Consider the following 25,781-nt stretch of genomic DNA (forward strand, 5'->3'; position numbering starts at 1 on the left):
ACGAATCAAAATCGAACCTGCCTTGCTTCGGCCCTATCTCACAAAGACGCGGCCGAGCGTGCGGCCTGGTCGTACATGCCCGAGAGCACACGCAGCAATCGGGCCAGCTCCCCAATGTCTTTGTTCAGTGCGTCGTCGGCCTTGAGCGCATCGATCAGGCACGACTCGCGGATATCGCGGTAGCGCTGCACATGCGATCGCCCCAGGTCGGTGGCAGCATAGGTCACTTCTTTACCGCTTTTGTGCGAGGCCACCACGCCCAGGCCTTGCAGCTTTTTGAGGGCGTAATTCACCAAGTGCGTGTCTTCCACATTCATGATGAAACAGATGTCTGCCAGGCGCTTGTCGCGCGCGCGGTGCGTGACGTGGTGCAGCACCAACACATCCAGCGGCGTAAGGTCCTTGAGGCCAGCGGCCGCCATGCAATGCACCACCCAGCGGTGAAAGGCGTTGCCCGAGACGATCAGCCCAAACTCAAACTCGCTCATCTCGGCACTGCGGGCCGACACCAGATGGGCCGACGAAACAATGGGGCCAGACTCTGCCCTGCGCTGGGTCTTGAGGGCTTGCGGCGTCTTGGATTTGGCAACGGCGGCTGGCTTGGCTGGCATGAAAACCCTCTCAAACTTCATCTGGCACAAGATGTGCATGCCGTTTCATTGTAGGCACGTTGACAATAATTTGATGCCATTTTGTTGACGTTCAGGCAAACACCTAGCACGCCACCACAGGCATCCGATACAGTGGCACGTCACTTTTCATTGACCTCAACCTCGCGGAGATCTCCCATGAAGCGTCGAACCTTTTCTATCACCACGCTGGGCCTGGCCCTGGCTTGCGGCATGTCGGCCACCACGGCCTTTGCTCAGACCAAGTGGGATCTCGCGACGGCTTACCCCGCCACCAATTTCCACACAGAAAATCTGGCCCAGCTGGTCAGCGATGTGGACAAGGCCACCGGGGGCAAGTTCAAGATCACGCTGCATGCCAACGCGGCACTGTTCAAGGCCCCCGAAATTAAGCGTGCCGTGCAAGGCGGACAAGCGCAGATGGGCGAAATCCTGCTGGCCAACTTCCAAAACGAATGGCAACTTTTTGGCGCCGATGGCCTGCCCTTCCTGGCCGACAGCTACGACGCCTCCAAGAAGCTCTACAACGCGCAAAAGCCCTTCCTCGACAAGAAACTGGGTGAGCAAGGCATGAAGCTGCTGTACTCGGTGCCATGGCCACCCCAGGGCATCTTCACCAAGAAGCCGCTGGCCAGTGCGGCAGACCTCAAGGGCATCAAGTGGCGTGCCTACAGCCCTGCCACAGCGCGCATTGCTGAGCTGGTGGGCGCTCAACCCGTCACGGTGCAGCAAGCCGAGCTGTCGCAAGCCCTGGCCACCGGCGTGGTGGAAGCCACCATGACCTCTGGTGCCACTGGCGTGGACAGCAAGCTGTACGAAAGCCTCAAGTACTACTACGACACGCAGGCCTGGCTCCCCAAGAACGCGGTGATGGTGAACAAGAAGGCCTTTGATGCGCTGGACAAGGCATCGCAGGACGCACTGCTCAAGGCCGCAGCGGACGCCGAAACCCGTGGCTGGGCCCAAAGCGCCAAAGTCAACACCGACACCATTGCCAAGCTCAAGGCCAACGGCATGAGCATTGAAGCGCCCCCCGCCGCTCTGAAAGCCGACATGGCCAAGGTGGGCGATGCCATGCTCAAGGAATGGCTGGAAAAAGCCGGGCCGGATGGCAAGGCCCTGGTGGACGCGTACCGCAAATAAGTCTGCACCATGCGCCGCTTACTGGATTTCATCTACAACAGCGCCGCCGCCCTGGCGGCGCTTTTCATGGTGGGCTTGCTGGGCATGGTCTTGCTGTCCATCATCAGCCGGCAAATGCACTTCCATGTGCCAGGCACCGACGCCTATGCGGGCTACCTGATGGCTGCCGCGGGCTTTCTGGCCCTGGCGCACACACTCAAGCGCGGCGAACACATCCGCGTCACGCTGCTGCTCAACGTCCTCAAAGGCAAGGCCAAGAAGGCGTTTGAAGTCTGGGCTTTGGCCATTGCCACACTGCTGGCCATGCTGTTTGCGGTGTACAGCTGCAAGCTCGCCTGGCAGTCGTACGAGTTCAACGACATCTCTACCGGCAGCGACGCCACGCCCCTGTGGATTCCGCAGATCGCCATGGGCCTGGGCACCGTGGTTCTGGCCATCGCCTTCTTGGATGAGCTGGTGCTGGAAATTTTGGGCCGACGCGCAGACACCTCGTCTGGCGAAGCCCTGCGCAACGAATAACCCCGGGACACACCATGAGTGATATCGCCATTACCGGCCTGCTGGTGCTCTCGTTGTTTCTGATTTTGGGCAGCGGCGTATGGATCGGGCTGACCTTGTCAGGCGTTGCCTGGATTGGCATGCAGCTCTTCTCCGCCCGCCCTGCGGGCGATGCCATGGCCGTCACCATCTGGGGCAGCGCCTCCAGTTGGACGCTCACAGCCCTGCCCTTGTTCATCTGGATGGGGGAAATTCTGTTTCGCACCCGCCTGTCGCAAGACATGTTCAAGGGCCTGGCCCCCTGGGTGCAGGCCCTACCGGGCCGCCTGCTGCACACCAACGTGGTGGGCTGCACCATCTTTGCGGCCGTGTCGGGCTCTAGCGCCGCCACCTGCGCAACCATCGGCAAGATGACGCTGCCTGAGCTGACACGCCGTGGCTACCCCGAGCACATGGTGGTGGGCACGCTGGCGGGGGCCAGCACGCTGGGGCTGTTGATACCTCCCTCCATCATCATGATCGTGTACGGCGTATCGGCCGAGGTGTCGATCTCGCAGTTGTTCATCGCAGGCGTGCTGCCGGGCATCCTGCTGGCGGCGCTGTTCTCAGGCTACATCATCGTGTGGGCGCTGCGCCACCCCGAGCAGGTACCCGCTGCCGATGTGCGCATGACCTTCATGCAAAAACTCTCTGAGTCGCGCAGCCTGATCCCGGTGGTGCTGCTGATTGCCGCTGTGCTGGGCAGCATCTACACCGGCTTTGCCACGGCCACCGAGGCGGCCGCCGTAGGGGTAGTCGGCTCGCTGGTGCTGTCTGCGGTGCAGGGCTCGATGAGCTGGGGCACATTCAAGGAATCGCTGATGGGCGCCACGCGCCTGTACTGCATGATTGCGCTCATCCTGGCGGGGGCCGCCTTCCTGACCCTGGCCATGGGCTACATCGGACTGCCCCGCCACTTGGCCGAGTGGATTGCATCGCTGGGGCTGAACCAAGCCCAGCTCATCGTGGCTCTGGCCATTTTCTACATCATCCTGGGGTGCTTCCTGGACGGCATCTCGATGGTCGTGCTGACCATGGGCGTGCTGATGCCCACCGTGCAAGCGGCGGGCATCGACACCATCTGGTTCGGCATCTTCATCGTGTTGGTGGTCGAAATGGCACAGATCACACCGCCCGTTGGCTTCAACCTGTTTGTGCTGCAAGGCATGACGGGCCGCCAGCTGCCGTGGATCGCCAAGGTAGCACTTCCCATGTTCTTGCTCATGTGCGGCGCTGTGACCTTGATCTACGTTTTCCCCGGCATCGTGACCTGGCTTCCGCAGCAGATGTCCGTGCGCTGAGGCAGTACGCAAGAACGCCTCAGGCGCATGCAATGGGTGACATGCCGCGCTGCTACAGTCGCGGCATGTTGCAAGTTTTCTCGATCTGCGTGGGTGCCTGCCTGGGGGCCCTGGCCCGTTGGGGCCTGGGGTTGTGGCTGAACCCGGGGGGGTTGATTCCCTGGGGCACGCTGGCCGCCAATCTGGTCGGCGGCTACCTCATCGGTGTGTGCGTGGCGGTGTTCCAGGCCCTGCCCCAACTGGACCCAGCCTGGCGCCTGGCCTTGGTCACTGGCTTTTTAGGGGCGCTCACCACTTTTTCCAGCTTCTCTGCTGAGGTGGTCGGCATGCTGCAACAACAGCGCTACCTGCTGGCCCTGGGCACCACGACAGTGCACCTGCTGGGCTCACTGTTGCTCACGGTGCTGGGCATGCAAAGCGCTACATTTTTTATAGCTTCTCGCGCTTGATATTTGTGCGCTAGAGCCCCATTTAACTCAAACCTTCTCATACTCCCTACTGCATGCGGCCGCGCCCGCAAGACCGATCACCTTGACGACACAGACCATGGAAGCCAACACCCAACTCAACGAACGCCGCCTGGCCGATGCCTGGGCTGATCTGCACACACACGCCACCAACGGCAACCCACTGCACTCTGACGCATACCGCATGGCTTTTGCCGATCCTGAGTTCCTCTTCCGCCGCGAAACACGCGGCATCCGCTTTCAGCTTGAAATGCTCAAGCCCGACCTGGGCCAGGCCGACCAGGGCATTGAAAACACCGTGGTGGTGTTTGGCAGCGCCCGCTTTGTCGACCCCGAAGCCGCGCAAAAACAACTGGCCGATGCCCAGGCCAATGGCGACACCGCGCTGATTGCCCGCGCCAAGCAGGCCGTGCGCAATGCCCAGCACTACGACCTGGCCCGCCAGTTCTCGCGCCTGGTCGCCCAATACAGCAATGGCAAGCCCGAGTCCGAGCGCCTGTACATCTGCACCGGCGGCGGCCCCGGCATCATGGAAGCCGCCAACCGCGGCGCGCACGACGAAGGCGCGCTGAACGTGGGCCTGAACATTGCCCTGCCCCACGAGCAAAGCGGCAACCCCTACATCACGCCCTCGCTGTGCTTCAAGTTCCACTACTTCGCGCTGCGCAAGATGCACTTCATGATGCGCGCCAAGGCCCTGGTCGCCTTCCCCGGCGGCTTTGGCACGCTGGACGAGCTGTTTGAAGTGATGACGCTGGTGCAAACCGGCAAGGCCAAGCCTGTGCCCATCGTGCTGTGCGGCACCGCGTTCTGGAAGAAGCTCATCAACTTCGAGGCGCTGGTCGAAGAAGGCACCATCTCGGCGCAAGACCTCAAGCTCTTCCACTACACCGACGACCCGCAGGAAGCCTGGGACTACATCAAGGCGTTCTACCAACTCTGAGCGCCACCGCTACCCAGCCCCGAGACAGGGCTGGGCTACAAGGGCCCGTCCTATTCTGGCGAAACCACGGACGACGCAACGCCCCACGCATCGTCAAACACCACGCTGGCCAGCGGTGCACGCTGTGCCCAGCGCTCTTGCTGCAGCATGGGCTCTTCGTAAAAGCCATGCACCGGCCCCAGGCACAGCAGCGCAATGGGCTCGGCCCCTGCTGGCATGCCCACCAGGGCGGCCACGGCAGCCGGGTCAAAAATCGACACCCAGCCCATGCCCAGCCCTTCGGCGCGGGCGGCCAGCCACAGGTTCTGGATGGCGCAGGCGGCAGACGCCAAGTCCATGCGCGGCAGCGTGCGACGGCCAAAGATGTGGGCCTCGCGCCCATCGGCCAGGGCCACCACCAACAGCTCGGCAGCGTCGAGCACCCCTTGTACTTTGAGCCGCATGAACTCCTCGCGCCGCACACCCAGCGCATCGGCGGTGAGCAGGCGTTCGGCCTCTACCACCTCGTGCAATTGCTGGCGCAGCGCAGGGCGTGTGATGCGGATGAAGCGCCACGGCTGCATGAAGCCCACGCTGGGCGCGTGGTGTGCCGCCCGCAGCAGCCGTTGCAGCACCTCGGGCGCCACCGCACCGCCCGCAAAGTGGCGCATGTCGCGCCGCTCGTCAATGGCGCGGTACACCGCACGGCGCTCGGCCTCGGTGTAGGGCTGGGCTGGAACGGTGGGCGTGGTGGGCTCTGTTGCGGACATGGGTGCAAGCAGAGCGCTCAGTCTTCAATGCCGCGCTGCGCAGGCACCCCGGCCTTGAACGCGTGTTTGATGAGCTTCATTTCGGTCACCGTGTCGGCCACCTCGATGATCTCTTCAGGGCAACGACGGCCCGTGAGCACCACGTGCACGTCCTTGGGCCGGTCGCGCAGGGTTTGCAGCACGCCTTCCAGCGGCAGCCAGCCGTAAATCAGCGGGTAGGTGATTTCGTCCAGAACGATCAGAAAATGCTCGCCCGCCATGATGGTGGCGCGGGCTTTTTCCCAGCCATCGCGGGCGAGTTGGGCAGAGTGCTCCAGGTCCTGACTCTTCCAGCTGAAGCCGTCGCCCAGGCCTTCGATGGGGATGCCGATCTGCTCGAACATGCGGTGCTCGCCAAAGCGGGCCGTGGGCACTTTCATGAACTGGTAGATCTTGACGGCCTTGCCCCGGCCGTGGGCGCGCAGGGCCAGGCCAAAGGCGGCCGTGCTTTTGCCCTTGCCGTCGCCGGTGTTGACGATGACGAGGCCACGGCGTTCGCCCTCGGGTTTTTCGTAGCGCTTTTCGGTGGGGGCGGCTTCAATTTGCATCGGTTGGGTTCTTGTTCAGTTGGTTAGGAGGCCGCGCGGGCGTGGCGTGCAACTGCGGCAGCGCCATCCACTGCCCGGCCACGCTGTGGATGGCAATGCGGTGGTCAAACACGCGCTCTACGGCGCGGTGGGTGGCAGGGTCGGCCGCTGCGCCGTGGTGCACCACGCGGCCACGCGCCAGCACGGCCACATGGTCGGCCTGCAGCGCCATCGATACCTCGTGCAGCACGCTGACCACGGTCTTGCCTTCGGCCACCAGCGCGCGCACCAGCAGCAGCCAGTCGGCCTGGTGCGGGGGGTCGAGGTTGGCCAGGGGTTCGTCCATCAGCAGCACCTGGGCCTGCACAGCCAAGGCACGGGCCAGCAGCACACGCTGGCGCTCGCCGCCCGACAAGCCCCCCAGCGTGCGCTGGCGCCAGTCCCACGCGTGGGTGGCGCGCAGGGCTTGCTCTACCGCTGCGTGGTCGGCCGCGCTGGGCGGGGCCAGCCAGGGCTGGTGCGGCAGGCGGCCCAGCATGGCCACGTCGTACACGGTGAGGTCGTCGGCTGCGGCTTCGTTCTGCCCCAGCCACGACAGCGCCCGCGCCTTGTCGCGCCGGGGCCAGTCGGCCAGCGCGCGGCCCAGCAGGTGCACCGTGCCGGTGTGCGGCATCAGCCCCGCCAGTGCGCGCAGCAAGGTGGATTTGCCTGCGCCGTTGGGGCCGACGATGCTCGTCCAGCACCCGGCCAGCAGCGGCAGGTGAATGTCTTGCAATATGGGGCATTTACCCACGCTAGCGCCCATCTGGTGAGCGTGGATAGCTATTATTTCAGGAGCATGCAATGTGGTCACAGCACACCCCCTTGTCCGGTGCGCCGGTGCATCAGCCACAGCAGGTAACCACCACCCAGCACGGCCGTGAGCACGCCCACAGGCAGCTCTTGCGGGGCAATCACCCAGCGGGCCAGCACATCGGCGCCCATCAGCAGCACGCCGCCCATCAGACTGGCCAGCAGCACCAGCCAGGCGTGGGTGACCTTGGCCATGGAGCGCACCAGGTGCGGCGCAGCCAGCCCCACAAAGGCGATGAGCCCCGTCTGCGCCACGGCGGTGCCGGTGGCCAGGGCCAGCACTGCCACCAGCGCCAGGCGCATAGGGGCCAGCGGCAGGCCCAGGCTGGTGGCCGTGGCCTCGCCCAGGCTCAACCCATCGAGTGCGCGGCTGAACACCCAGGCCGCTGCGGCGCACACACACCAAGCTGCGGCCATCAGCACGCAAGACGCCCAGCCGATGAAGCCCGCACTGCCCAGGTTAAAGCCCTGCATGGACGGAATGATGTCGGGCGCGGCCAGCGTGATGAGGTCTTTGACAGCACCCAGCACCACGCCCACGATCACCCCGGCCAGCAGCAGGCGCAGGGTGTGCTGCACGCCACGCGCCAGCTGCAGCGTGAGCAGCACGGCCAGCACAGCGCCCACAAAGGCCGCCCCCGTGAGGCCCAGCTTGGCCAGCCACACGGTGGCAGGCGCCACGCCAAACAGCGCCATGGCCAATGCCACGCCCAGCGATGCGCCCGAGGCACTGCCCAGCAAGAACGGGTCGGCCAATGGGTTGCGAAACAGCCCCTGCGCCACGGCGCCCGCCAGGCCCAGCAGCGCACCTGCCAGCCACGCGCCCAGGCTGCGCGGCAGGCGAATGTCCCACACGATGCGGGCAGCCAGGGGGTCGTCGGCCAGGCGCAGCACGCTGTCAAACCCGGTGCTGCCCACGCTGGCACCCAGGCCGGTGAGCAGCACCGACAGCGCGGCCAGCACCAGCAGCAGCCACACAGCCCGTTGGTGCGATGGGGTCACGCCCGCATGGGGCGCAGTGCTGCGGGCGGCGGCGGGAGGCAGAGTGGAATCGCTCATGGCCGGGTGGCAGGGGAGTTGGCCGCCTGGGGTTTGCGGGCCATTTTGTCGTTGATGCACTGGGCCATCAGCCGGGCGGCCTCAGCCATGCGGGGGCCGGGGCGCACCACGGTGTCCGAATCGTCGGGCCCATACACGCACAGGCGCTGCTCGCGCACGGCCTTGATGGTGTCCCACCCTGGGTACGGCACCATGTTCTGCATGCTGCGGTTGCCCATCATGATGAGGTCGGGGTTGGCGCGCACCACAAACTCGGGGTTCAGGCGCGGAAAGGGCCCCAGCGAGGCGGGCACGATGTTCTTCACGCCCAGGCGCGTGAGCGTCTCACCAATGAACGACGACTCGCCCGCACCGTAGGGGCCACGGCTCACTTCAAAGTACACGCGGGTGTTGCGGGCCTCGGGCGCCAGGCTCTGGGCGGCGGCAGACACAGCGGCATCGATCACGCGCCACACCTTGCGCGCGGCATCGTCGGGCTGGCCCAGCAGGCGGGCCATGGTGCCCAGCACGCGCTGCACGTCGGCATGGGTTTTGGGCTCCAGCGTGACGACCTTGACGCCCAGCGCCTCCAGCCGCTCGCCCGCGCGGGACGAGACGGACATCACCACCACATCGGGGCGCAGGGCCACGATGGCCTCGATGTTGGGGTCCAGCCCACCGCCCACCTTGGGCAGCTTTTGCACGCTGGCGGGGTAGTTGGAATAGCGGTCCACGCCCACCAGACGGTGGCATTGGTCGAGCGCGCAGATGGTTTCGGTGAGCGAAGGCAGCAGGCTGACGATGCGCTGCGGCGCCTGGGCCAAGACCACGATGCGGCCCCGGTCGTCCGTCACGCGCACGCCAGTGGCGGCAGGCGATGCACTGGCCACAGCGCCTTGTGCCCGAGCCAGCGACACCATGAGCACCAGCAACAACAGCACGATGGCCAGCACCATCAGAATGCGGCGCACGGGGGGGGGTTTCATCGCAAAGGTTCTTTCAAGGTCAGCGGCAAGCCTGCCGCCATCAGCGTGACGCGTTCGCACACCTGCGCTACTTGCTGGTTGAGCACGCCCAGCGCATCCACAAAGGCCCGCACTTCGCGGCCCATGGGGATCACGCCCAGGCCGATCTCATTGCCCACCAGCACCACGGGGCCGGGGGCTTTTTCAATTGCTATCAAAAAATGAGCTGCTTGCGCTTTCCATTCAAGCGTTAGAGCCTGTTTTCGCTTCAAATCCAGAGCTTCGTCGCCAGCGGGCATGAGCCAGTTGGTCAGCCACAGCGTAAGGCAGTCCACCACCACCAGCGTGTGCGCGGTGCTGTGCGTTGCCAGGGCGGCTGCCAGGTCGCGGGGTTCTTCCAGCGTTTGCAGGCCGGGCACGCGCTCGGCCCGGTCGCGCTGGTGGCGGGCAATGCGCTCGCGCATCTCGCCGTCCCACGGCTGGGCGGTGGCGATCAGCATGGCGTTGTGTGCGGGCGACTGGGCCAGCCAGTCGCGCGCCAGCAGCTCGGCGCGGCGGGACTTGCCGCTTTTCTGGCCGCCGAGGATCAGCTCGGAGCGGCTGTTTGGCATGGATTGGCTCACGCAGTCACTCCACCCAGCAGGTGCGCCACAGCGACGGGGCTGGACGGGAACCACGCGTGGAAGTAGCTGGCGTGGATGCTGCCCAGGCGGTACAGCGCCTCGCCCGCATCGGCCGCCACCGGCTCATCGGGCCGCGAGGTGCGCGACACCACCGGCGCATCGCTTTGCGCGGTGGAGTAGTGGAAGGTGTGCCCACGCAGCGTGTGCCCATCCACCACCAGTTGCTGCGGGCCCAGCGCAGCCAGGCGCTTTTGCATGCGGACATGTCCGGGCAGCAGGCCCCAAGCGGAGTGCGTGGTTCCGTCGGTGTGGGTGATGGATTCAAACAGCGCCATCATGCCGCCGCACTCGGCCCACAGGGGCTTGCGCTGCAGCACATGGGCCATCAGGCTGGCCTTCATGCCGGTGTTGGCGGCGATGCGGTCGGTGTGCAGCTCGGGGTAGCCACCGGGCAGCCATAGGGCGTCGCATTCGGGCAAGGCGGCGTCGTCCAGCGGCGAGAAGCACACCACGCGCGCGCCCAGTTGCTCCAGCGTTTGCAGGTTGGCGGCATAGGTAAAGCAAAACGCCGCATCGCGCCCCACGGCCACGGTGCGGCCCGCCAGCAAGGGTGGCACAGGCCGGAGATCGTCCGGTGCGGGGAAATCCACCGCCCAGCGCTGCAAGTCTTGCGCGGCCATCTGGCCCAGCGGGGTGGCGGCCAGTGCGTCGGCCGCAGCGTCCAGGCGCTGGGCGCTGTCGGCCAGCTCGTGCGCAGCCACCAGGCCCAGGTGGCGCTCGGGCAGCAAGGCCGCGCCTTTTTTGCTGGCGCCAGCAGGCTCTTCGCCATGGCTCACGCGCATCAGCGCGCCCATCCAGTCGGCGCTGTCACGCAGGCCATCGCGCAGCATCTGCGCATGCCGCTCGCTGCCCACACGGTTGGCCAGCACGCCGGCCCAGGGCATGTCTGCGCGGTAATGTTGCAGGCCAAAGGCCAGCGCGCCAAAGGTGCCCGCCATGGCCGATGCATCGACCACGGCCAGCACGGGCACGCCAAAGTGCTGGGCCAGATCGGCCGCGCTGGGTGTGCCGTCGAACAGGCCCATTACGCCCTCGATGAGGATGAGGTCGTTGCTTTGCGCCGCTGCATGCAGGCGCTGGCGGCAATCGGCCTCGCCGTTCATCCACAGGTCCAGCTGGTGCACCGGCTGGCCGCTGGCGAGCTGGTGCCAATGCGGGTCCAGAAAATCCGGCCCGCACTTGAACACCTGCACGCGCAAGCCCCGGCGCGTGTGCAGCCGCGCCAGCGCCGCCACCGCCGTGGTCTTGCCCTGCCCCGAGGCCGGGGCGGCAATCAACAAGGCGGGGCAGCGGGCGGCGGCTTGCACCATGGCCTGCAAGGGGGCCGATGGGGTCACTGCGGAGCCCACTTCAGGCCCACAAACAGCGTGCGGCCTGGGGTGGCGTAGGTGCGGGCCAGCTGGTAGTCCTTGTCGGCCACGTTGTCCACGCGGGCCAGCAGGGTGTAGTCGCGCGCAATGCGGGTGCTGGCGTACAAGTTGACGAGGGTGTAGCCGCCCAGCACGTTGGTGTTGGCAATGGTGTCGTAGCGGCGGCCCGAGGCCTGCACTTCTGCCCCCAGCGTCCATCCAGCCACCACGGTATCGGCCCCGAAGGTGCCGTGGTGCTTGGCGCGGCGGGCCAGTTGCTTGCCGGTGTCCAGGTCACGCGGGCGCTGCAGGTCGAGCGAGCCGCGCAATTGCACGGGGCCCACGCGGTGCGATGCGGCCAGCGTCACGCCCTTGTATTCGGCACGGGCGGTGTTGGCGTAGCAGCCAAACGTGGAGGCGCATGGCCCTGTACCTGCAAACGAAATCAGGTCACTCACCCGGTTGCGAAACGCCACGGCCGAGAAGGTGCTGCTGCCCTGGGCATAGCGCAGGCCGAGCTCGGCGTTGCGTGCGGTTTCAGGGCGCAGCGAGGCAACGCCGTACTGGCTGAAGCGCTGGTACAGCGTGGGCGCACGGAAAGCGGTGCCCACCGAGGCCGTGGCGCGCCACTGCGGCGTGATGGCGTAACCATAGGCCACGCTGCCCGTGCCCTTGCCACCAAACTCGCTGTCCTCGTCGTGGCGCACGTTGACCTGCACCGTGTGCCCGCCCGCGTTGTAGCCATAGCCCAGTGCCACCCCGTTTTGCGAGCGATCGCGGTCGATGGGGTTGTTCTCCAGGTGGTCTTCACGGCGCTCCAGCGCGGCCGTGAGCTGGTGGGCGCCCTGGCGCCATTCGTTCTGGAACAGGTAGCCGCGCAGGCGCGTGTCCGACCGGTACACCGAGGGCTTGGTTTCGTATTCGTCGCGCGAATCGGTCACGCTGAACTTGGTCTTGTAAGCGCTGCTCCACTGCGCCTGCCAGTTCAGCCCCAGCGCGTGCATGGTGTGCAGGTTGCGGTCGTCATTGCCAAGGCCGCTGTCGTAGCCGCTGTTGGTGTCGCCCACCATCAGCGTGCCTTCCAGGCGGTGCACTGCATTGAGCTGCACGCCCACGCGGGCATTGCCAGCGGTATTGCGGTAGCCATCCTTGTCAGGGTTCTGGCCGGCGATGGGGCGGGCGTTGAAACCGTCGCTCTCATCGCGCAGCAGGCCCAGGGCGTAATCGACCGTGCCACTGGCGCCGCTCACACCGGCTTCGAGCTTGGTGGTGCCCCGGTTGCCCACGCCCACAGAAACGAACGGCGCGAAGCCCTTTTCACCGCGCTTGGTAAAGATCTGGACCACACCGCCCAGAGCGTCAGAGCCGTACACCGCGCCCGCAGGTCCACGCAGCACTTCGATGCGGTCAATGAGCCCGAGCGGAATGGCCTCCCACGCGGCGCCACCGGTGGCCTGGGAATCCATGCGCACCCCGTCGATGTACACCGCGGTAAAACGTGATTCGGCACCGCGCAGAAACAGGCTGGTCTGCGTGCCAGGGCCGCCATTGCGCGACATTTCCACCCCTGGCAGGCGGGCCAGCAAATCGCCCAGGCCGGTGGCGCCACTGCGCTCAATGCTGTCGCGGTCCACGATGGACACATCGGCCACCAAATCGGACAGCGGCTGCTCAGTGCGCGTGGCGGCCACCACGGTTTCAGACAAAGAAGGTGCGCGCAGGTTTTGCGCCAGCACCGTGGTACCTGTGGTTTGGGCATGGGCAGGCACCGACAAGGCGCAAAGCCCAGTGGCGGCCAGGGCCATCAGGCCAGGGCGCAGCGACAACAGCGCCTGCTTGCGGGCGTGGGGGGTGGGGTACTTCATCGTGGGGGAACTCAATCAACAAACAACCCGTGCCGGCCTCCCCGCCAGCGTGTGGGTGATACGGCTGCGCAGCGACACCATGGGTCGCGCACAACCACCGTGTTGGCCGGTATCCGGGCTGGCGGAACACTCTCCAAGGCCTTCCCAGGGGCTTGTTCAAGGCCCCCAGTGGCGTGTGTGAATGGAGAGAGGATCAAGCGATCCGTCCGCTGACCGTTGCGGGGGCAGCGCAGGCCGGGCATGCCACCGTGGTGGTCGCCTTCCTGCTTCCCGTTGAACTGCAGCCTGTGAACCAAGCAGCGAGCACCAACTCGCGGATTTTAGGGCCTCTGCATCCCCCGCCTGGAACAGACGACCCTACAATCGAGAGCTGTATGGCAGAACCCTCCACCACCGATCAGATCGCCGAGCGTGTTGAGCGCCTTTTGGTACGCCACGCCGAGTTGCAACGCACCAATGCCTTGCTGGCCGATCAAGTCAGCGCCCTGACCCAGGAGCGCGATTCACTCAAATCCCGCCTGAACGCAGCGCGCGGCAGAATCGATGCCTTGCTGGAGCGCCTGCCTGCCAACACCGCGCCCGTCGCGCCCGCCCCCACCAAGGAAATCGAATGAAGCAAATCGAGGTGCAGATCCTGCAGCAAAGTTACCTGCTGGCCTGCCCCGAGGGGCAAGAATCGCGCCTGTTGGATGCCGTGGAGCGGGTCGACACCGCCATGACCCGCATCCGCGATGCCGGCAAAGTCCGCGCCCGCGAGCGCATCGCCGTGCTGGCTGCGCTGAACCTCGCTTTTGAAATCGCCGACCGCGATGCAGCGGCGGCCAAGGCAGCAGCACAGCCAGTGCACACCCCTGCCCCCACCCTGGCGGCCTCAGCCCCCAGCGATGAAGAAAACCAGCGCCTGCAAAGCTTGCTGGGCCGCCTGGACCAGGCGCTGGAGCAAGACGGCCAGCTGCTTTGACGGTGCTGGCTGCGGCCACCCCGGGCAGGCTGCCCACGGTGTGTTTCGGCTTTTAGGCATATTTGCACGGGCCAGATGGCGGGCCCCGTAGCCGCCATACCAGAGCGCGCGCACATCGGCCACCGCGTTTGACCCAAGCGTAGCAACCCCTCCCCAAATACATCACCGCTTTGCCTGCAACCTCCAGGCCAAAGGCCTACAATGGCGAGGTCTGCGGTGCTGTCGGGCTTTATATTTCCTTGAACCAATGCTCCCTAAGCTCGGGCTTGGTAATTGCCTGGTGAGCGTGATCGTCTCGCGTCAGATGAACCCAACGTCAGGCTGCCCTCGCCCCCCTGAACCCCCGGTTCAGGATGCCGGTCCGGTGGCATTCGCAGACACCTTCTTCTTACGCTTGGCCCTCTCTGTGCGAAGCGCTGCCGAGCAGCAGCTCGGGCCCCACTCCAACACCTACGGTACCCCTCCCTTATGCTGGATCCTCTGCTGATTGTTGAGTTGGGCGTTCTGGGTTTGTGCACCGGCTTTCTGGCCGGGCTGCTGGGCATTGGCGGCGGCATGCTGCTGGTGCCATTTCTGACCTACATCCTGGGCACCAAGCAGGTGGGCCCAGATTTGGCCGTGAAGATGGCCATTGCCACATCGATGGCCACCATTGTGTTTACCTCCATTTCCAGCGTGCGTGCGCACCACAAGCGCGCAGCCGTGCGCTGGGACATCGTGACCAAGCTGGCGCCGGGCATTGTGCTGGGCAGCTTAATCGCCAGCCTGGGGGTCTTTGCGCTACTCAAAGGCTCTTTTCTGGCCATCTTCTTTGGCCTGTTCGTCAGCTTTTCTGCCACGCAGATGTTTCTGGACAAGAAACCTGCCCCCACACGGCAAATGCCTGGCACGGCGGGCCAGATGGGTGCAGGCGGGGTGATTGGATTTTTGTCGGGCTTGGTTGGCGCAGGCGGCGGCTTTGTCAGTGTGCCGTTCATGACCTGGTGCAACGTGCCCATCCACAACGCGGTGGCCACCAGCGCTGCGCTGGGCTTTCCGATTGCCTTGGCCAACGTGATTGGCTATGTGCTGGGCGGCCAGTCAGTGGCCGATTTACCTGCAGGCTCGCTGGGCTATGTGTGGCTGCCAGCACTGGGCGTGATTGCCACCTGCAGCGTGCTGACCGCCCCATTGGGCGCGAAAGCAGCCCACAACTTGCCCGTGAAAAAGCTCAAGCGCGTGTTTGCCAGTCTGCTTTTTGCACTGGCGGCCTATATGTTCTGGAAAGGTGTGCTGGCGTCTTGAACCGCGCCAGGGCACTGCGTTGTGGGCAACTTCAACGCCGCCCAACAAGCATCAGGCCGCTGCCGCAACGCCCTGCTCTTGCATGCGCTGCGCCACCTTGCCGGGGTCGGCCAGCAACAGCCGAAAGTCTTGTGCAGGCAGCCCTGGCGCGCACAGGAACCCCTGGAAGTGGTCACACTGCATTTGCTGCAGCATGGCTTTCTGGGCCACGGTCTCAACACCTTCGGCCACCACAGCGATGCGTAGCGCGTGTCCCATGCTGATCACGGCACTCACGATGGCATGGTCACCATCATCGTCGGGCAAGCCGCGCACAAAAGACTGGTCCACCTTGAGCTTGTGGATGGGGAGTTTCTTCAGATAGCCCAGGCTGGAGTAGCCCGTCCCAAAGTCATCGATGGCCAGGCTGACCCCCAGCTTGGCAAGCACTCCCAGGCGCTGCGCCATCTCCTGCGCGTCCTGCAGCAAAATGCTCTCCGTCAGCTCCAGCTCCAGCAAGGTCGGTGGCAATCCGTGGGCGGCCAGCAAAGAGACCAGCCGGCTCACGAAATCGGGCTGCAGAAACTCCAATGCCGACACATTCACCGAGACAACAATGGGGTTTCCGGACTGCATCCAGCCCGCAGCCTCCCGTATCGCCTGCTCCATCACCCAGGCCCCCAGCGTGACGATGTAGCCAGATTCTTCAGCCAGCGGAATGAACGCCCCCGGTGACACAGGGCCCATTTCTGGATCCGTCCAACGGATCAGCGCCTCGGCTCCCGTGATGGCCCCCGTGGTCAGGCTGACCTGCGGCTGGTAGTGCACCGACATGTGGTTCAGGCCCAAGGCCTGGCGCATGGCATGCTCCAGCTTCATGCGGGAGAGCAGGTTGGCATTCATCTGCGGCTGGTAAAAGCCGTAGCTGCCCCGGCCACGTTCCTTGACGCGGTACATCGCCGTGTCGGCCTGCTTGATGAGGTCGTCCAGCGAAAGCCCATCGTGCGGGAACAACGCAATGCCAATGCTGCACTGGATAGAAAACCCCATGCCATCCAGCCCAAAGGGGCGCAGCATCTCGTCCAGAATGCGGCGCGACACCGCTTCTGCAACGGTGGCATCGCCGCTATGCAGGTAGATGACAAACTCGTCCCCCCCCAGTCGGCACAGCATGTCTGTTTGCCGAAGGCAGGTTTGCAAACGTTCGGCCACCAACTGCAGGACCCGATCGCCAAACGGGTGCCCCAGCGAGTCATTGATGATCTTGAAGCGGTCCAGGTCCAAAAACAAGATGGCAAAACTGCCGCCTTGTTGCTGCGCCGCGGCAATGGCCGCATCCGCGCGCTGCGCCAGCAACAAGCGGTTGGGCAACCCCGTCAACACATCGCTGTAGGCGAGTTCCTCAATGCGTTTCTGTGCGGCGTGCTGCACCGTGAGATCGCGCATGAAGCCAATGCTCTGCATGACTTGCCCGCTCTCGTCGTGCAGGGCCACCCAGGACAACTGCACAGCGCAGTCGCTCCCCATCTGGCGCGGCAGCCACAGCTCCCCCTCCCAAAACCCCGACGTCTTCCAGCCCTCGCCCACCCGCTCCATCAGCAGTGCATCCTCCAGAGGCCTGAACAGCGAGGCGGCCAACTGCCCCTCATGAAAGGGGGCGGCAGAGCCCATGAGTTTTTCGCAACCCGGGTTCATCCGCAAGATCCGATGCTGGCGATCGGCAATGAAGATAGCGTCCAGACTCGACTCGAACACCCTGGCTGCCAACCGAAGACTGGCTTGGGCTTCTGTCTGGCGCGTGATGTCACGGAATGAATAGACCCGCCCAACAGGCAAGCCGCGGCTGAGCTGCGGGACAGACCGGCGCTCCAGTACCGTGCCAGCGCTCAGCTCCAGAATATCGGTGCTTTCTTGCATCGGGTCGGCCATGATGGCCGCCATTCGCTCGGAGTAGCCCTGCAGGTCGCGCACCTGATCTGCCATGTGGGCAAAAACGGCCGGGTCATCACGGCAGGTCAACATGTCTGGCGGGATACGCCACAGTTTGACCAAACGCTGGTTGAAAGCCCGAATGCTGCCATCCATGGCACATACCAGCATCCCGTCTGCCGCAGAGTCCAGCGTCGCCCTCAACTCCGACAGCAAAGTCTCTAGCTCCAACTCGGTCGCTTGCTGTTGGCTGCGGTCCATCATCGCCAGCAAAAATGCCGTGCCGCCCCCCGGCAATGGCACGCGGCGCAACTGCCGCTCCACCGCAATCAGCGCGCCATTGGCATGCAGCACACTGGTTTCAGAGTGGATGCCGTCCGCGATGGCATCCACAGGCTGTGCCCAAAATACATGGTCTTGCGGGGTGGCAACGAAACCCAGCACAGATTGCCCCACCAGCTCCTGAACGGTACGCCCCAACAGCTTGGCTGCGGCCCCATTGGCTGCCAGAACTGCCAGAGACTTCTCATCCACCAGGCAGACAGCCTCCAGCATCGCATCCAGCCAAGGCTGCGGCAGTGGGTATGTCACAACGCCTGAACCTCTGCTTCGACGGAGTCTGGGCTGACTGCACGCTCAAAAAAGTAGCAGATGCGCTTGCGCGGGGAAAGGTAGTCCAGCGCATCGCGAGGCAACTGCGAAGGTTTCAGGCTGCGCCGGATGCCCAGTTCTGGCACCGTCTCCAAATCCAGGATCGGGGCTTCGTCCTTGGGAATGCGCGAGTCGTGCACGATCACCCGAGGACGCAGAGGCCGCGAAGAGTTGACCGATGCCACGATGGCATAACGGTCGTTGACCAACTGGACGATGGAGCCTGGGGGGTACACCCCCATCATGCGGATGAAGGCACCCAGCACCACCGAATCAAACCGCGCCTTGTGCTGTGCAAAGATCACAGACAAGGTTTCGTGGGGCGTAAGGCCCCCTCCTCCGATGGGGCTGCACATGCGGTCATAGTGATTGACCAGCGCCACCACTTGGCTGGATCGACTCAACTCTGCCGCGCCACGACGCAAAGGAAAGCCCGAACCATCGACCATTTCATGGTGCTGCGCGATGGTGGCCAGCACCGGTTTGCCCCAACCCATGCGCGTAGCCAACGCCACCGAGGCGGCCACATGCCCCTCGTAGCGCGAGCGTTCAGCGAGGGTCATGGAAGAAGAGACATGGGCCAGCTGCAGCGGCATGCCCATTTTTCCGATGTCGTGCAGCAACGCGGCGACACCCAGGTCATGCAACTCGGCGCTTTTCATGCCCAGCGCTTTGCCCAGCAAAAGGCTGAGCACCATGACATTCACGGGATGCAGTGCGCCGGGCTCGCCAACGCCTTCTGAGAGCAGGCGAATGACCGAGTCGCTGCTTTCGAGCAACTCATCCACACACTCTGAAACCAGCGATGTCCCCTCAGCTTGCGCAGCCTGGGGCTGGTCACTGACCAGTTTCTCCATCGCCATGTACTGGCGAGTGGCCAAGCGAAAGCGCTGATCGCAGGCCAACAAAGAAGCATTTTGGGCTGCCAGCAGCAGCCTGCGCCGCAACGCCAGGGCATTCTCGGCCCCGGCGGTCAATGAGGCAGAGGGTTGATCGGCAACAACGGGCTCCGGCGATGCGGGCTCTGGGCATGCTGACGGGGTTTCGGGTTCTGGCGGAATCACGCCATGGCGAAACTCTGGATCGCTTTTCTTGGGCAGCACCTTGATTTGGGTGAGTCCCAACTCGCGCAGGGTTGCGATCTGCTCCGCGGAACCCACCCTGAAATTGCTGACGGGAAACGGATGCTGCATCCAACTCAAATCCAGCTGGATATACATGCCAATTCGCAACTGGCTGATATCGATAAGAACTGAGGTATTCACAGCGCAATAGGTGACAGTGGGGAAATGTAACAATGCCGCGACAATTGTTAAGCCCATTATCACCAGTTCTGATGGCCGCCTGAGCAAGGCGTTTACCCCCTATTTCCAGCAGTGCTTTTCTGGAAAAGAGGTCGAAATCAGACACCAAAGCCGCAAAACCATGTGCCCAGCGGGGCCCTCTCAGCGCGCCGTTCGCCAGAGGCAGAAAAATGGCTGCCTAGCAAAGGTGGATCGGCAGCTCCAGCAAGATGTAAAAGCTGGCAGAGTGTAGTGAAATTGTCAAAAAGCGACCGACTGATCGCGGGCCATGCAAGCCAAAGCAGTCGGCCGACTCTTTGAACAGGTTCTTAGCAAGCAAGGCCAAGCGCCTGGCTCAACGGCACCACAGTGAAGGCTTGTACACCAAGTCCATCCACAGCGCCCACACCGCAACGCCGCACAATAGGGCGCCACTGATACGAGCCCCCCAATCACCCCGCAACGCTTGGAGGTGCTTACGCCCCCAATGCCATGCCAGCGGGCCACCGACCAACCACAGGCCGCTGCCCACAGCGAAGAGCGCCATCGACAATGCCCCTTGCACAGGGCCGCCACTGAGTGCGGCCACCAACAGCGCAGAGTAAAGCAGCCCACAGGGCATCAGAGCCCACAACACACCGGCCGACGCCACCCCGGCAGGGGTGCCCACCAAGGGACTGACACGCGCCCACACCGAGCGACCGGCCTGCTCCACCCAGGCAGGCTGGCGCAGCTGAACCATCATCATCAGCCCCCAACCCAGCACAGCAACGTGCATGAGCGTCCACACGGGCCGCAGCGCCATGGATTGCTGGGTGACCCAGGCCAGGCTGTCCATCGCCCAGGCCGACAAGGCCCCCAGCAGCGAGTAGCCCAGCACACGGCCGCTGTGAAAAGCCAACTGGCGCAGAAAAGAAGGTGCTGCGCTGCGCGGCATCCAGTGCACAGGCTGCTCTGCAGGACGAGTTTCTGCCGCTGAAGCGCCCGCCCCCACCACCGCACCGCAAGGTGCCGAACACATGGCAACGCAGTGGGTCCCACCCAGGAGCCCCATCACCAACGCCGTCCAGGCCACAGCACCAGTCATATCGAGGGTCAGATGATGCGAGAGAACTTGGCCCGCGTGCGATCAGCTTGCAGGTAGCGATCAAACACCATGGCAATGCCACGCACAAAGAACCACCCCATAGCCGTCACACGCACACCCTCGTCACCGATCTCTACCAGGCCTTGGGTCTGCATGTCCTGGAGCTGATCCAACTCAGCAGCAAAGTAGCGGCGGAAGTCAATCAGCCAAGCTTGCTCCATGGGCTCAATAAGCAACTCGCCTTGGCACATCAAGGCCATGATGGCAGCACGGCGCACCAGATCGTCCCGATTCAGTGCCAAGCCACGGACCACGGGCAGACGCCCCTGGTCGAGGTGGTCGTAGTACTCATCCAGAGTTTTGGCATTTTGGCTATAGGTGGCGCCAATGCGCCCAATGGCCGATACGCCCAAGCCAATCAGGTCGCAGTCAGGCTGCGTGCTGTACCCCTGGAAATTGCGGTGCAAGCGCCCTTGCCGCTTGGCGATGGCCAGGGCATCGGTGGGCAGCGCAAAATGGTCCATGCCAACGTACACGTAGCCTGCCTCCAAAAAGGCATCGAGCGAACGCGACAACATGGCCACCTTCGCGCCCCCTGTGGGCAGTTCAGCGGAGATGATGCGGCGCTGGGGCTTGAAGCGGTCTGGCAAATGGGCATAAGCGTACAGCGCAATCCTATCCGGGCGGAGCTGAGCAATCTGGGACAGCGTACGGTCAAATGACTCAGGGGTCTGGCGTGGCAAGCCGTAAATCAAATCCACATTGATGGAATCAAACCCAATGGACCGGGCGGACTCCACCAAAGCAAAGACCTGCTCAGCGGGCTGGACCCGGTGCACGGCTTTTTGCACCTCAGTGTCAAAGTCTTGCACACCAAAGCTCAGCCGGTTAAAACCCAACTCAGCCAGCAAGGCCAAGCGCTCGGCATCCACGGTCCGCGGGTCCACCTCGATCGAATACTCCCCTCCAGGCGCCAGCGTGAAGCTGCGCTTAAGCATAGACATGAGTTCGCGCAAGCCCTCATCCGAGAGAAACGTCGGAGTCCCCCCCCCCAAATGCAGCTGACTGACCACCTGCCCTGCACCGCACTGGGCCGTGTGCAGATCAATCTCACGGCTCAGGTAGCGCAAATAGACATCGGCGCGGTCATGGTGTTTGGTGATGATCTTGTTGCAAGCGCAGTAGTAGCATAGCGACTCGCAAAATGGAATGTGCACGTACAGTGACAATGGCATTGCCTTGGCACCTGTCCCCAGATGCCTCTGCGCCAATGCCAAGGAATATTCCTCTTGGCCAAATGCCTCCACGAAACGGTCTGCCGTGGGGTAGGAGGTGTATCGAGGACCTGGCACGTCAAAGCGGGTCAGGAGTTCTGGGGTAACTGCGGTCATGGGGATATCCTTGCGTACTAGCTTACTGTGCCGCACCCCTCCTCTTGCGTCCTTGACCTGCATCAAGTGAAGTCATCTCCACAAGAGCGACAATTTGATGCATATCATCTGCTACTACTCGCAGACCGAGGCATACCGGCCTCCCTCGTCGTGCACGATATGCCCGAACATCAACCAGGTTTCTGTGCCATGAATCCGCTCACCATCAAAGTCGCTTGCTCCAACTGCAACCTCCGCGAGCTATGCATGCCCGTTGGCCTCAATGACGAACAGCTGCAGCGCATCGACGAGGTGGTGGCCGTGCGCCGCAAAGTCAAGCGCGGTGGCACACTCTTTCGCAATGGCGAAGCCTTCACCTCGCTGTACGCCATTCGCACGGGTTTCTTCAAGACCTGCGTAGCCACTGAAGATGGTCGCGATCAAGTCACGGGCTTTCAAATGGCCGGTGAGATCATCGGCCTCGATGGCATTGTGAATGATCACCATACCTGCGACGCCGTGGCATTGGAAGACGCCGAAGTCTGTGTGATGCCGTTTGATCGCATTGAAGAACTCTCACGCGAAGTAACTGCACTGCAGCACCATGTGCACAAAATCATGAGCCGCGAAATCGTGCGCGAACACGGCGTGATGCTCCTTTTGGGCAGCATGCGGGCTGAAGAGCGTTTGGCTGCCTTCCTGCTCAACCTGGTACAGCGCCTGCATGCCCGCGGCTTCTCTCAATCGGAGTTGGTGCTGCGCATGACCCGGGAAGAAATTGGCAGCTACCTGGGCCTCAAATTGGAAACCGTGAGCCGCACCTTCTCCAAATTCGTAGAGGATGGAACCGTCGAAGTTCGACAACGCCACGTGCGAATTTTGGATACCGACGCACTGCGCCGCATCGTGAACAACCAACAAGCCTGCCACTGATCGGTTGGGTCTTGAGGCATGCCGACTAACGGAGGCATGCCATCCGGCCTCATGGGCAAGACGGTGTCTTGCGGCAATCGTCAGGTCGATCTTGGTCAGGCACAGGACAGCGGTTGAGTTCAAACGGTGACATGGCCAGCAGCGTGGTCAAAGCGCCGGACGCCATGGTCAGCACCCAGAAGGCAAAGAAGGCCAGCGTGTACACCCCCAGCCGAGACAATGCCAGCGGCTGCCCAAACCAGTGCAGGTCTTGGGGGTCCACCATGGCAAACACCAACACCTCCAAAGCCCCCGCGACCAAAAAGGCCGGCCAAGCAATCCACATCAAACGCTGTGTCCACATCGTGGTGTCTCCGTATGGTTTTGAGAAGGCATCGATGCCTGGGCCTACCGCACCGTCATGGAGGCCCTGGCCCCGCAACTAGCGGGGCTGGTCTTTGAGCGGTGTCACGGCATGGTTGCGGCCCTTGAGCGCAGGTGCCATGCCAGGCTGCGGGTTCTCCAGCCTCTTGTTGATATCAATGCCTTGCTGGTAGTAGTCTTCGGCCACCACGGGGTCAGGGCTGGACACTGCAATCCACAAGGTGACGAAGCCTGCTACCACGACGATAGCGGGGCCAGAGAGCACCAGCCAAACATGGCCAAACTTCCACCAAGGGGCCGCCTGAACGGGTGCGGGTGCTGAAGAGGAAATCGAAGACATAGCAAACTCCATCAAAACGGGTAAGACAGCGAGACCAGAGGCTGCTTACCGAGGAACCAAAAAGACCGTTTTTTCCGATACATGGGCGCCACCACCTTCCGCCCCAATCTCAAACGTCACAGGATGCGAACCCGGCGTTGCGGACCCATAGGGCACCTGCAAGCGCACCGCCACCCAACGTGACTGCGCAGGCTCAATGTCCACAGCAGACTCCGATACAACCTCCAAGCCTTCCAGCCCCTTGGCTGCTACGTGGTAGCGCTGAGGCGACTCCGTCGCATTCATGATCTGGATACGGTAGATGTTCTCCAGCTTACCGCCCGCAACGATGCGAGACAAGGCGGCGCGATCCCGTACAACGTCGACCTTCAAAGGCGTTCTGGTCATCAGGCTGGCAAGCATGGCCACACACAAGGCCACCAGCACGGCGCTGTAAATCAGCACACGGGGCCGCAACACACGCCGCAGGATCTGGGACTGCGACCAACGCTTCACGACGCCGTTCTGGGTAGTAAACCGAATCAAGCCACGGGGGTACTTCACCTTGTCCATGACGGTGTTGCACGCATCCACGCACAACCCGCAGCCAATGCACTCGTACTGCAGCCCTTTGCGAATATCAATACCCACAGGGCACACCTGCACACACAGCGTGCAGTCGATGCAATCCCCAAGGCCCTTGGCCTTGTGATCCACGGTCTTGCTGCGGGGCCCACGCGGCTCACCACGCGCTACGTCGTAGCTGACGATGAGCGTGTCCTTGTCAAACATGGCGCTCTGAAAGCGTGCATAAGGACACATGTACTTGCACACTTGCTCACGCATGAAGCCCGCATTGCCATAGGTGGCAAAACCGTAAAACAGCACCCAGAAAATCTGCCAGCTGCCCTGCAACGCGATCAGCTCAGCACCCAGCTCGCGGATCGGCACAAAGTAGCCAACGAAAGTGAACCCCGTCCACAGGGCTACTGCAATCCAAACGGCTTGCTTGAAAAACTTTTTGCGAACCTTCTCAAAGGTCCATGGACCGCCATCCAGGCGCAATCGGGCACTGCGATCACCTTCGATCTTGTGCTCAATCCACATGAAGATTTCGGTGTACACCGTTTGTGGACACGCAAACCCACACCACAAGCGCCCTGCCACGGCAGTGAACAAGAACAGAGACAGTGCTGAGATGATCAGCAGCCCCGTGAGATAGATGAAATCCTGCGGGTACAGGACCAGACCAAAAATGTAAAAGCGGCGCGCGCCCAGATCGAACAGCACCATTTGGCGCTGCCCCCACTCCAGCCAGGGCAGGCCATAAAACACCAACTGGGTAAGGAACACCATGGCCCAGCGCCACCGGGCAAACAAGCCGCTGATCGAGCGCGGGTAAATCTTCTTCTGCGCCTCATACAGGGAGACGATCTCAACCTGGCTGCTGGAGGCATCGGAAGCATCAGCCGCAACGGGAGCGATGGGAATGACCTTGCGAGGAGACTCGCTGGGTTGCTTCATGGTGGCGCTCTTTAATTCTTCAAAACTTCTCAACCCAAACAACAAAGGGCGGTATCACCCGATACCGCCCCGTACCCAGCTTACTGAGCCTTGTTGTTTGACAAACCCCAAACATACGAGGCCAGCACCTTGATCTGGGCCTCCGTCAACTTTTCTGCCTGCGCAGGCATTTGGTTGACCTTGCCGTTATTGATCATGGCAGTGATAGCCGCCTCACCCCAGCCATGCAGCCAGATGTCATCGGTCAGGTTAGGGGCACCCAGGGCCTGGTTGCCTTTGCCGTCCATGCCGTGGCAGGCGGCACATGCCGTGAACTTGGACTTGCCCAAAGAGGCGCGCAAGGAATCATGGGGGCTGCCCGACAGGCTCAACACGTAGTGCGACAGGTTGCGCACATCTTCAGGCGTGCCCACTGCTGCAGCCATGGGAGGCATGTTGCCAATACGGCCCTTTTGCAAGGTTTCCAGAATCTTGTCTGGGGTGCCGCCGTGCAGCCAGTCGCCATCCGCCAGATTCGGGAAACCCTTGCTGCCGCGGGCATCTGAGCCGTGGCATTGCGCGCAGTTGTTCATGAACAAGCGCTCACCAATCGCCTTGGCTTGCGGGTCAACCGCAATGCTTTCAGGTGTCATGGCGGCAAAGCGTGCATACAAAGGCTCCAGCTCCTTGTTGGCCTTTGCCACTTCAGCCTCGTACTCGCCCTTCTGGGTCCAGCCCAGCTTGCCAGCCGAGGTGCCCAGGCCTGGGTAAGCCGCCAGGTAGCCCAAGCCAAAGATGATGGTGATAACAAACATCCACACCCACCAGCGTGGCAGGGGGTTGTTCATTTCAACCAGGTCTTCGTCCCAGACGTGGCCTGTGGTGTTGTCGGCCGTTGCCACGACCTTTTTGCGGCCGGCCATCCAAAGCAGCAAGGCGCAGCCAAAGATGCCGATCAAAGTCAGCGCGGTCACAAAGACCGACCAGAAATTGCTGGTGAAGTCACTCATGGGTTTTTCTCATTCTGGTGGA

26 protein-coding genes and 1 riboswitch are annotated in these 25,781 nt (G+C 63.0%); of the genes, 9 read left to right on the top strand and 17 right to left on the bottom strand.

Going from position 1 to position 25,781, the window contains the following annotated elements:
• Positions 1-38: 38 nt before the first annotated feature.
• Positions 39-611: a winged helix DNA-binding protein gene (locus CLU88_RS06140; RefSeq protein ID WP_099658685.1), complete on the bottom strand. Its 573-nt coding sequence runs from the start codon at positions 609-611 to the stop codon at positions 39-41.
• Positions 612-788: 177 nt separating this feature from the next.
• Here CLU88_RS06140 and CLU88_RS06145 point away from each other — a divergent pair, with 177 nt between their 5' ends.
• The 5 genes from CLU88_RS06145 (at position 789) to CLU88_RS06165 (ending at position 5,020) form a co-directional block, all read left to right on the top strand.
• Positions 789-1,772 carry a TRAP transporter substrate-binding protein gene (locus CLU88_RS06145; protein WP_099655834.1) on the top strand — a complete coding sequence of 328 codons (984 nt, stop codon included), beginning with the start codon at positions 789-791 and terminating at the stop codon, positions 1,770-1,772.
• Positions 1,773-1,781: 9 nt separating this feature from the next.
• Positions 1,782-2,291 carry a TRAP transporter small permease gene (locus CLU88_RS06150; protein WP_099655835.1) on the top strand — a complete coding sequence of 170 codons (510 nt, stop codon included), beginning with the start codon at positions 1,782-1,784 and terminating at the stop codon, positions 2,289-2,291.
• Positions 2,292-2,305: 14 nt separating this feature from the next.
• Positions 2,306-3,610 carry a TRAP transporter large permease gene (locus CLU88_RS06155; RefSeq protein WP_099655836.1) on the top strand — a complete coding sequence of 435 codons (1,305 nt, stop codon included), beginning with the start codon at positions 2,306-2,308 and terminating at the stop codon, positions 3,608-3,610.
• A 65-nt stretch (positions 3,611-3,675) separates the two neighbouring features.
• Positions 3,676-4,059 carry a fluoride efflux transporter CrcB gene (crcB, locus tag CLU88_RS06160; protein ID WP_099658686.1) on the top strand — a complete coding sequence of 128 codons (384 nt, stop codon included), beginning with the start codon at positions 3,676-3,678 and terminating at the stop codon, positions 4,057-4,059.
• A 97-nt stretch (positions 4,060-4,156) separates the two neighbouring features.
• Positions 4,157-5,020, top strand: a complete 864-nt coding sequence (locus CLU88_RS06165) for a TIGR00730 family Rossman fold protein (protein ID WP_099655837.1) — start codon at positions 4,157-4,159, stop codon at positions 5,018-5,020.
• 50 nt (positions 5,021-5,070) lie between these two features.
• Here CLU88_RS06165 and bluB read toward each other — a convergent pair whose 3' ends face one another.
• From bluB to CLU88_RS06205, 8 genes are read right to left on the bottom strand one after another with little or no spacing between them, the layout of a single operon-like run.
• Positions 5,071-5,769: a 5,6-dimethylbenzimidazole synthase gene (gene bluB / locus CLU88_RS06170; RefSeq protein WP_099655838.1), complete on the bottom strand. Its 699-nt coding sequence runs from the start codon at positions 5,767-5,769 to the stop codon at positions 5,071-5,073.
• A 17-nt stretch (positions 5,770-5,786) separates the two neighbouring features.
• The gene (gene cobO, locus CLU88_RS06175) at positions 5,787-6,356 is read right to left on the bottom strand and encodes a cob(I)yrinic acid a,c-diamide adenosyltransferase (protein ID WP_099655839.1); all 570 of its coding nucleotides are present in this window, start codon (positions 6,354-6,356) and stop codon (positions 5,787-5,789) included.
• Positions 6,346-7,140, bottom strand: coding sequence for an ABC transporter ATP-binding protein (locus tag CLU88_RS06180; protein ID WP_099655840.1), 795 nt, complete (start codon positions 7,138-7,140; stop codon positions 6,346-6,348). Before CLU88_RS06180 ends, cobO begins: the two co-directional genes overlap by 11 nt.
• A gap of 44 nt (positions 7,141-7,184) precedes the next feature.
• Positions 7,185-8,246: an iron ABC transporter permease gene (locus tag CLU88_RS06185; RefSeq protein ID WP_099655841.1), complete on the bottom strand. Its 1,062-nt coding sequence runs from the start codon at positions 8,244-8,246 to the stop codon at positions 7,185-7,187.
• The gene (locus CLU88_RS06190) at positions 8,243-9,211 is read right to left on the bottom strand and encodes an ABC transporter substrate-binding protein (protein ID WP_099655842.1); all 969 of its coding nucleotides are present in this window, start codon (positions 9,209-9,211) and stop codon (positions 8,243-8,245) included. The genes CLU88_RS06185 and CLU88_RS06190 overlap by 4 nt, the downstream gene beginning before the upstream one ends.
• Positions 9,208-9,801 (bottom strand): bifunctional adenosylcobinamide kinase/adenosylcobinamide-phosphate guanylyltransferase, encoded by a 594-nt coding sequence (cobU, locus tag CLU88_RS06195; protein ID WP_099655843.1) that lies wholly within the window; start codon positions 9,799-9,801, stop codon positions 9,208-9,210. The genes CLU88_RS06190 and cobU overlap by 4 nt, the downstream gene beginning before the upstream one ends.
• An 8-nt stretch (positions 9,802-9,809) precedes the next feature.
• Entirely contained in the window at positions 9,810-11,183 is a 1,374-nt protein-coding gene (locus tag CLU88_RS06200) for a cobyrinate a,c-diamide synthase (protein WP_099658687.1), read from the bottom strand.
• Between the two features lie 23 nt (positions 11,184-11,206).
• Positions 11,207-13,087 carry a TonB-dependent receptor domain-containing protein gene (locus CLU88_RS06205; RefSeq protein WP_099655844.1) on the bottom strand — a complete coding sequence of 627 codons (1,881 nt, stop codon included), beginning with the start codon at positions 13,085-13,087 and terminating at the stop codon, positions 11,207-11,209.
• Between the two features lie 86 nt (positions 13,088-13,173).
• Positions 13,174-13,413: riboswitch (cobalamin riboswitch) on the bottom strand.
• 48 nt (positions 13,414-13,461) lie between these two features.
• Between CLU88_RS06205 and CLU88_RS06210 the strand changes: the two genes are divergently transcribed.
• The 3 genes from CLU88_RS06210 (at position 13,462) to CLU88_RS06220 (ending at position 15,332) form a co-directional block, all read left to right on the top strand.
• Complete coding sequence (locus tag CLU88_RS06210) at positions 13,462-13,701, top strand: DUF904 domain-containing protein (RefSeq protein WP_099655845.1); 240 nt, start codon at positions 13,462-13,464, stop codon at positions 13,699-13,701.
• On the top strand, positions 13,698-14,048 hold the full coding sequence (locus CLU88_RS06215; RefSeq protein ID WP_099655846.1) for a cell division protein ZapA: 351 nt from the start codon (positions 13,698-13,700) through the stop codon (positions 14,046-14,048). Before CLU88_RS06210 ends, CLU88_RS06215 begins: the two co-directional genes overlap by 4 nt.
• Before the next feature lie 468 nt (positions 14,049-14,516).
• Positions 14,517-15,332: a sulfite exporter TauE/SafE family protein gene (locus tag CLU88_RS06220; RefSeq protein ID WP_099655847.1), complete on the top strand. Its 816-nt coding sequence runs from the start codon at positions 14,517-14,519 to the stop codon at positions 15,330-15,332.
• A 51-nt stretch (positions 15,333-15,383) separates the two neighbouring features.
• On the opposite strand, the gene CLU88_RS06225 is transcribed toward CLU88_RS06220, so the two are convergent.
• The 4 genes from CLU88_RS06225 to hemN all read right to left on the bottom strand — a co-directional run bounded on the left by CLU88_RS06225 (position 15,384) and on the right by hemN (position 21,652).
• Positions 15,384-17,795 carry a bifunctional diguanylate cyclase/phosphodiesterase gene (locus CLU88_RS06225; RefSeq protein ID WP_099655848.1) on the bottom strand — a complete coding sequence of 804 codons (2,412 nt, stop codon included), beginning with the start codon at positions 17,793-17,795 and terminating at the stop codon, positions 15,384-15,386.
• Positions 17,796-17,827: 32 nt separating this feature from the next.
• Complete coding sequence (locus CLU88_RS06230) at positions 17,828-19,111, bottom strand: HD-GYP domain-containing protein (RefSeq protein ID WP_233205386.1); 1,284 nt, start codon at positions 19,109-19,111, stop codon at positions 17,828-17,830.
• 418 nt (positions 19,112-19,529) lie between these two features.
• Positions 19,530-20,261, bottom strand: coding sequence for a sulfite exporter TauE/SafE family protein (locus tag CLU88_RS06235; protein WP_099655850.1), 732 nt, complete (start codon positions 20,259-20,261; stop codon positions 19,530-19,532).
• A gap of 8 nt (positions 20,262-20,269) precedes the next feature.
• The gene (gene hemN, locus CLU88_RS06240; protein WP_099655851.1) at positions 20,270-21,652 is read right to left on the bottom strand and encodes an oxygen-independent coproporphyrinogen III oxidase; all 1,383 of its coding nucleotides are present in this window, start codon (positions 21,650-21,652) and stop codon (positions 20,270-20,272) included.
• Positions 21,653-21,841: 189 nt separating this feature from the next.
• On the opposite strand from hemN, the gene fnr reads away from it, so the two are divergent.
• On the top strand, positions 21,842-22,564 hold the full coding sequence (fnr, locus tag CLU88_RS06245) for a fumarate/nitrate reduction transcriptional regulator Fnr (protein ID WP_099655852.1): 723 nt from the start codon (positions 21,842-21,844) through the stop codon (positions 22,562-22,564).
• A gap of 49 nt (positions 22,565-22,613) precedes the next feature.
• On the opposite strand, the gene CLU88_RS06250 is transcribed toward fnr, so the two are convergent.
• The 4 genes from CLU88_RS06250 to ccoP form a co-directional block, all read right to left on the bottom strand.
• The gene (locus CLU88_RS06250; RefSeq protein WP_099655853.1) at positions 22,614-22,907 is read right to left on the bottom strand and encodes a hypothetical protein; all 294 of its coding nucleotides are present in this window, start codon (positions 22,905-22,907) and stop codon (positions 22,614-22,616) included.
• Between the two features lie 78 nt (positions 22,908-22,985).
• Positions 22,986-23,267, bottom strand: coding sequence for a FixH family protein (locus tag CLU88_RS06255; RefSeq protein ID WP_099655854.1), 282 nt, complete (start codon positions 23,265-23,267; stop codon positions 22,986-22,988).
• A 45-nt stretch (positions 23,268-23,312) separates the two neighbouring features.
• Positions 23,313-24,770 (bottom strand): cytochrome c oxidase accessory protein CcoG, encoded by a 1,458-nt coding sequence (ccoG, locus tag CLU88_RS06260; RefSeq protein WP_099655855.1) that lies wholly within the window; start codon positions 24,768-24,770, stop codon positions 23,313-23,315.
• An 80-nt stretch (positions 24,771-24,850) separates the two neighbouring features.
• Positions 24,851-25,759: a cytochrome-c oxidase, cbb3-type subunit III gene (gene ccoP / locus CLU88_RS06265; RefSeq protein WP_099655856.1), complete on the bottom strand. Its 909-nt coding sequence runs from the start codon at positions 25,757-25,759 to the stop codon at positions 24,851-24,853.
• Positions 25,760-25,781: the final 22 nt, after the last annotated feature.

Source organism: Acidovorax sp. 56 (assembly GCF_002749705.1).
Lineage (GTDB): Bacteria > Pseudomonadota > Gammaproteobacteria > Burkholderiales > Burkholderiaceae_C > Acidovorax.

Coding starts and splice junctions, on each gene's coding strand:
- ccoG (WP_099655855.1), bottom strand. CDS start 24,770: ATGAAGCAACCCAGCGAGTCTCCTCGCAAGGTCATTCCCATCGCTCCC.
- CLU88_RS06250 (WP_099655853.1), bottom strand. CDS start 22,907: ATGTGGACACAGCGTTTGATGTGGATTGCTTGGCCGGCCTTTTTGGTC.
- CLU88_RS06210 (WP_099655845.1), top strand. CDS start 13,462: ATGGCAGAACCCTCCACCACCGATCAGATCGCCGAGCGTGTTGAGCGC.
- CLU88_RS06205 (WP_099655844.1), bottom strand. CDS start 13,087: ATGAAGTACCCCACCCCCCACGCCCGCAAGCAGGCGCTGTTGTCGCTG.
- CLU88_RS06140 (WP_099658685.1), bottom strand. CDS start 611: ATGCCAGCCAAGCCAGCCGCCGTTGCCAAATCCAAGACGCCGCAAGCC.
- cobO (WP_099655839.1), bottom strand. CDS start 6,356: ATGCAAATTGAAGCCGCCCCCACCGAAAAGCGCTACGAAAAACCCGAG.
- fnr (WP_099655852.1), top strand. CDS start 21,842: ATGAATCCGCTCACCATCAAAGTCGCTTGCTCCAACTGCAACCTCCGC.
- CLU88_RS06255 (WP_099655854.1), bottom strand. CDS start 23,267: ATGTCTTCGATTTCCTCTTCAGCACCCGCACCCGTTCAGGCGGCCCCT.
- cobU (WP_099655843.1), bottom strand. CDS start 9,801: ATGCCAAACAGCCGCTCCGAGCTGATCCTCGGCGGCCAGAAAAGCGGC.
- CLU88_RS06180 (WP_099655840.1), bottom strand. CDS start 7,140: ATGGGCGCTAGCGTGGGTAAATGCCCCATATTGCAAGACATTCACCTG.
- CLU88_RS06150 (WP_099655835.1), top strand. CDS start 1,782: ATGCGCCGCTTACTGGATTTCATCTACAACAGCGCCGCCGCCCTGGCG.
- CLU88_RS06220 (WP_099655847.1), top strand. CDS start 14,517: ATGCTGGATCCTCTGCTGATTGTTGAGTTGGGCGTTCTGGGTTTGTGC.
- CLU88_RS06190 (WP_099655842.1), bottom strand. CDS start 9,211: ATGAAACCCCCCCCCGTGCGCCGCATTCTGATGGTGCTGGCCATCGTG.
- crcB (WP_099658686.1), top strand. CDS start 3,676: ATGTTGCAAGTTTTCTCGATCTGCGTGGGTGCCTGCCTGGGGGCCCTG.
- ccoP (WP_099655856.1), bottom strand. CDS start 25,759: ATGAGTGACTTCACCAGCAATTTCTGGTCGGTCTTTGTGACCGCGCTG.
- bluB (WP_099655838.1), bottom strand. CDS start 5,769: ATGTCCGCAACAGAGCCCACCACGCCCACCGTTCCAGCCCAGCCCTAC.
- CLU88_RS06230 (WP_233205386.1), bottom strand. CDS start 19,111: ATGTATATCCAGCTGGATTTGAGTTGGATGCAGCATCCGTTTCCCGTC.
- CLU88_RS06235 (WP_099655850.1), bottom strand. CDS start 20,261: ATGACTGGTGCTGTGGCCTGGACGGCGTTGGTGATGGGGCTCCTGGGT.
- CLU88_RS06185 (WP_099655841.1), bottom strand. CDS start 8,246: ATGAGCGATTCCACTCTGCCTCCCGCCGCCGCCCGCAGCACTGCGCCC.
- CLU88_RS06215 (WP_099655846.1), top strand. CDS start 13,698: ATGAAGCAAATCGAGGTGCAGATCCTGCAGCAAAGTTACCTGCTGGCC.
- CLU88_RS06165 (WP_099655837.1), top strand. CDS start 4,157: ATGGAAGCCAACACCCAACTCAACGAACGCCGCCTGGCCGATGCCTGG.
- CLU88_RS06145 (WP_099655834.1), top strand. CDS start 789: ATGAAGCGTCGAACCTTTTCTATCACCACGCTGGGCCTGGCCCTGGCT.
- CLU88_RS06225 (WP_099655848.1), bottom strand. CDS start 17,795: ATGCTGGAGGCTGTCTGCCTGGTGGATGAGAAGTCTCTGGCAGTTCTG.
- CLU88_RS06200 (WP_099658687.1), bottom strand. CDS start 11,183: ATGGTGCAAGCCGCCGCCCGCTGCCCCGCCTTGTTGATTGCCGCCCCG.
- CLU88_RS06155 (WP_099655836.1), top strand. CDS start 2,306: ATGAGTGATATCGCCATTACCGGCCTGCTGGTGCTCTCGTTGTTTCTG.
- hemN (WP_099655851.1), bottom strand. CDS start 21,652: ATGACCGCAGTTACCCCAGAACTCCTGACCCGCTTTGACGTGCCAGGT.